Source organism: Gilliamella sp. wkB18, from assembly GCF_001690875.1.
GTDB classification, from domain to species: Bacteria; Pseudomonadota; Gammaproteobacteria; order Enterobacterales; family Orbaceae; genus Gilliamella; species Gilliamella apicola_A.
Genome location: NZ_LZHM01000105.1, coordinates 1 through 5,772, shown reverse-complemented (window position 1 = coordinate 5,772; position 5,772 = coordinate 1). Strand labels below are relative to the sequence as shown.

Genomic DNA, 5,772 nt, shown 5'->3' with positions numbered 1-5,772 from the left:
CTATATTTTTAATATATAAATATTTAAATAACAATGTCTATTTTAAAAACCAATTGGTTAGTTTTTGCTATTATAATATATAAATAAAATTTTGGCGGATATCTTATTAAGTCTATATTAATAATTGAAAAAATTACCAAGAATCCAAAGCACTAAAAATAAAAAGTAAAAAAGATACTTGTATATCATCCTAATTTAGGAAAATATTCAGTTTCTAGATTAGTTATTTAATGCATTAACTATTAGTTTATTCATATTTTTCAGCAGAATAATTAAGTGTTGCTATATTAGATTTATTTTGTTCAATAAATTTTTTCTTATCGAAATTAGGTTCTGTTAAATAGTCTGTTAGAAATTTGGCATTACTTTCAATTTGTGCACCGTTTAAAATTAAGCGCGGTAAATCTATTTGGTAGATTCTTTGATTGGTTTTTTTTTGTAAATTATTTATTTTAGCATTAGTGAGCAAATATAATTTACGTTCTTTTTCGGACAGATGACTAATTGTTGGAGTGCCTGAGCCCATCATTAAATGATCTGGGAAGATATAAAATACAGTATTATTTAAGATACCTTCATCTTTTAAGTATTGAATAAAAGCTCCTAAATTATGATCTAGTGAGGCAGCAACAAAAGACATATTGTCTTTTTTAGGTGAAATAACTGATTGCATTCGTTCATCATAAAAACCATTTGGGGCATGTGTTGAAACAGTTGACACAAATAATGCAAATGGTTTATCAGTTTGACGCATTTCTGTAATTTGTTTTTTAGCTATGTCAAAGATATCTTTGTCATAAAGACCAAATGGTGCTTTTGGGTATTGATCTATATAATTTTTTTCTGAAACAACTTGTATACCCAAAATTTCTGCAATGTGTCCAACACCAGCAAAATCTGGGTTTGCCATTACATAACGTGTCTGATAACCAGCTTTTTTAAGCACATCACCTAAACTAACTAATCTTGTTTCATTTGCTTTTATTAATGGCGAAGTTGTAAATCCACCAATTAAAAAAGGCATACCTGTCATATAAGTGTACATTGATGCTGTAGTCCATGTACTTCCTCGGCTCATTGGCATGTCAGCAAAAAAGGTATAGTTCTGGCGTAATTTTTGTAAATTAGGAGTTATATCGTGAAAATCAAAGAAACCTTGTTCAAAAGATTCTAATGATAAAATGATAATGTTTTTACCTTTAGTACTAACAATTTGATCTTTATTAGGATAATCAATCATATTAAGTGATTGCAGCGCTTCATTAAATGGCTTACAAGGAGAATTGATTACCTGATAGATTTCATATAAATGGCTTAAAGGTCCATTATGATAACTAATTGAAATAAATGAAATAAATGCTAATATTAAACGAATTAATATTCGACATTTATTGCTAAAAATGTTGACTAATTTTAATAAAAGAAATATCAAGAAAGAGAATACGATAATAACTAAACTAGCTTGTAATTTGAAAATAAATAACCCTTCAATAATATCGTTGACGTTTAAATTGACATAAAATTGATAATCAATAAAACCACCACTGAAATAGATAGAGGTTAGTTCCATTACAATAAATACAGTCATTATCGTTATAATTAGTAATTGTAACTTCTTTTTTTTAAACAATGATGCGAAAACGATAGTAATAATGAAAAGAGGTATAACAACTAAGGTCGATATAGGCATAGATCTTAAGACTCAATAATTAATTTTTGTATAAGTATATCCGTAATACTATAAAAAATAAAAATCGCTAATTATTTTATTTTTACTCTGATAAAAGTTAAATTATTTTTATCCAGCTCTTGGTTGTAATATTCTAAAACAATTTTTTGAAAACATTGGACTGTTTTAAGCGTTAAATTGCACAAATGCAATAGGCTACTTAGTATAATCAAGTTATTTTTTGATAATCTATTTTAGATGAAAATTATTTATATAGAATAAAAAATATTGAAATAACGTGATGAATAAGTAAGGATAACAAAGGTAATTTTTGTGCAAATAAATTTAGCAATGAAATTAAAGGCTAATGTGATTAATAAGAAGGAGTCAACATGTTTAGTAAAAAAATGACCATTACTGATTATGATAAGGAATTATGGGATGCAATTAAAGGCGAAGAGCAGCGTCAGGAAGATCATCTTGAACTGATCGCATCAGAAAACTATACCAGTCCACGAGTAATGCAAGCTCAAGGCTCGCAACTCACCAATAAATATGCTGAAGGTTATCCTGGAAAACGTTATTACGGTGGCTGTGAATATGTTGATATTGTTGAAAAATTGGCAATTGAGCGCGCTAAGACTTTATTTGGTGCTGATTATGCTAATGTGCAACCTCATTCAGGTTCACAAGCTAATTTTGCAGTTTATATGGCACTTTTAAAAACGGGCGATACTGTATTGGGTATGAATTTATCTGAAGGCGGTCATTTGACTCATGGTTCCCCAGTTAGTTTTTCCGGAAAGCTTTATAACGTTGTTTCTTATGGCGTTGATGATACTGGACATATTGATTATCAGCAGTTAGCTAAAATTGCTAAAGAATCAAAACCAAAAATGATCATAGGTGGGTTTTCAGCCTATTCTGGAGTAATTGATTGGAAACGTATGCGCGAAATTGCTGATAATGTGGGGGCTTATTTATTTGTGGATATGGCGCATGTGGCGGGGTTAGTTGCAGCAGGTGTTTATCCAAATCCAGTTCCTTATGCTCACGTTGTTACTACTACAACTCATAAAACCTTAGGTGGTCCAAGAGGGGGCTTGATTTTAGCAAAAAATGGTAGTGAAGAGTTATACAAAAAGTTGAATTCGGCTGTTTTCCCAGGGACGCAAGGTGGTCCTTTAATGCATGTAATTGCCGCTAAAGCAGTTGCTTTAAAAGAAGCAATGGAGCCCGCTTATAAAGAATATCAACAGCAAGTAGTGAAAAATGCTAAGGTCATGGTTGAAGTGATTTTAAAACGTGGTTTTAAAGTAGTATCGGGTGAAACACACAATCATTTATTTTTAATTGATCTAGTTGATAAAAATATCACCGGCAAAGAAGCTGATGCCGCTTTGGGCTGTGCCAATATTACCGTCAATAAAAATAGTGTACCTAAAGATCCGCAAAGTCCATTTGTAACATCAGGTGTGCGTATTGGTACACCAGCTATTACTCGTCGAGGTTTTAAAGAAGCCGAATCATGCGATTTGGCCAATTGGATTTGTGATGTTTTAGATAATATTGATGATGAGCAAAACATACAAGAAGTAAAAGAGAAAGTTTTAGCTATTTGTCGACGCTTTCCTGTTTATCAGCCTTAATGGCTAGCAATTCCACCGAAGGTTGTCGGTGGAATTATTTATTGGTAGTTTGTTATGTCTAGCCATTTTTATTTGTCGGCATTTGTATCGATGTTATTTTGAGTTTGTTGTTTTAGTGGTTCGATGTAACGGTCAATATAACCTTCATGCCATAGCCAGCCTGCAGTTGTGCCAATTCCTAATAACATTGCTAATACAAAAATGATATTTAATTTTTTATGGCGTTGCTTCATTGGGTCACGCAAATTACGTTTTGCATTTGTAGGTAGTTCGGCTTTACTAGTGAGTAATCTACCTAACATTAGATTAATTTTTACTTGCCCATTAATAGCCCAACCAGATGCTTCAAGCAGTGGTCCTAACGTTCTTCGTCGTAATTTTAGCCATGCCAAAATAACAGATGGACCAGAAATAATCAGGAATAACCCAATAAACGACAAAGGGAGCTGCCACCAAGTGAGTGAAAATATTGCTTGAAAAATCGAGGCTAATGCCGTGCCAATTGCACCAACTGCTAAACCAATTGCAGCAAAAATTCCAACGCTTTTGCCAATATCAAATTTATTTACTGGGTTTTGGAGTGCTTGTTCACTTGATTTTTCAACATCGGCATCTTTACTGCTTGCCCATTTATTAATTTGTTCAGTAATACAACGTCCAATACGTTGGTAAGGTGCCAAAATTGCTTGCTGAATGCTAATTGGTTTAGTGATTATTTTAACTACATTGGCATCCCAATCATTCCCTTCATTGTCGATAAATACGCCATTTCTACCTTCTATTAACAAATCTCCTTGTCCGGCAGTCATCGCTGCGGCAATCAGTTGTTTTTGACCATGTCGTGTACATTCACAATAAAGCAAACAAAGCTCAGAATAATTTGCCATGGTTGAGTGTTTGGCTATATTGTCGACCGCAACACAAAGGTTTGCACAGCGGCCATCTATGTAAAGTTTACCAAGTTGAAATGCGGCTCGAGTTGTTGGGATGAAAAAGTCTGCAAAGGAAACAAAATTAATCAGCAAGCGATAAAGATGCTTATGAAATAGGACTAACTTTTCTAAAATCAGTACATCTGATGCTGAAATAGGGGTTTTATTATCTTGTTCAACCATTTTTTCGAATTTAGTAAGTAATTCATCATTAGCCATGCTAGTAATCAATTTGGTTGGTATATCTTCAATACTTTCTGTTGGTTGAGTTGTGACATCTAATTTTGACAATTCAGGTTTAGAACTTATTAGCGTAGTATAATTTTCAAGACTATTTTTTATATTTTGCCATTCTTGTTGTGTGAGTTTGTCTGGGGTTGATAATGTTGAAGCAACTAAGGTTTTAAATCGCCCAATTTTAGTTTTCCAAAGCGGATTAAGCCCATTAACCAGATCGAGAGCATCAGTTGTATCAATTTTAGATAGAGGTAGCTCAGCTAATGCTTCATCAGACAATAAACCATTTTCGGTTGGTACAATATATTTTTCGTCAACGTTAAGTGCTGTTTGTGCTTGTGGGGCGTATTGTGCTAATTCGACACGCAAAAAGTAGTCGTCAATTTTAGGTGTTAACATTTGCACTAATTTCCAAGTTTCTGCAGTGTTTTCCCCAAAAGGTGTTTGGAAATTGCTTATATCCTTTTGCCATTGTTGCCATATTTTTAGATTTGCAACAAAAGTTTTAGCAATATCTAAATTAATACCATCTTGTCCACTCATGTCTTTTTGTGCGCCGATAGTTTTGATCGCCGTTTTAATAAACATTTGCATGTCTGGTGATAATTCGCTTGATGCAGGAAAGATTAAATCACCATTGTAAAGTTTATTCTCATTGATTTTAATAGATTTCTGTATATCATCTTGCGTTAAATAATCCACGTTATTTTTATCCAAGCTAGCTAAAATACTTTGAGCGGTGACCGATAGTTTTTTTCCTTGCGGAGTTGATGTATTAATTTGTGATAATGGTAGTGTTTCACTTGTGTTTAAAATACTATCAAATGAAATTATTTTATCTCTAGTCCAACTAATTGCATCTAAAATATCGGGAATTCGGATGCGCCCATCTTTATCTGAATCAAGTAATGCTAGCGTTTTTTTATCAAAATCTAATCCAGTTGTTGGGCAACTGAGAGCAACCCACAATTTAGGATCTAATTCTGGCAAATTGATTATATCTTTGGCATTTTTAAATACAACTTGATCTAATCCGCCTACACGCTGAAATGTCCACATATGACTCATAGAAATCTCCTTATCTAAATATTATTAATATTTTTAAATGATCAATAAATACAGCATTCTTATCCTTCTTAAGAAAAAATAAAGAATCTTACATTAGTAAAGAATTTTATTATATCTTTGATAATTGATTTTAATTGGCTGATACAACTTTATGATAGAATAACGCTTTATTACTTTTTATCCAAATAAAAACATAAATATGTCATTAATTAACCTT

General features: G+C 32.3%; 3 protein-coding genes. 1 reads left to right on the top strand and 2 read right to left on the bottom strand.

From position 1 onward, the window contains the following. Positions 1–247: 247 nt before the first annotated feature. Positions 248–1,588, bottom strand: a complete 1,341-nt coding sequence (locus tag A9G48_RS10570) for an LTA synthase family protein (protein WP_034944022.1) — start codon at positions 1,586–1,588, stop codon at positions 248–250. A 473-nt stretch (positions 1,589–2,061) separates the two neighbouring features. On the opposite strand from A9G48_RS10570, the gene glyA reads away from it, so the two are divergent. Then, complete coding sequence (gene glyA, locus A9G48_RS10565; protein WP_065569448.1) at positions 2,062–3,318, top strand: serine hydroxymethyltransferase; 1,257 nt, start codon at positions 2,062–2,064, stop codon at positions 3,316–3,318. 68 nt (positions 3,319–3,386) lie between these two features. Here the strand turns inward: glyA and A9G48_RS10560 are convergent, their stop codons facing one another. Next, the gene (locus A9G48_RS10560; RefSeq protein ID WP_034944002.1) at positions 3,387–5,555 is read right to left on the bottom strand and encodes a hypothetical protein; all 2,169 of its coding nucleotides are present in this window, start codon (positions 5,553–5,555) and stop codon (positions 3,387–3,389) included. Between the last annotated feature and the right edge of the window lie 217 nt (positions 5,556–5,772).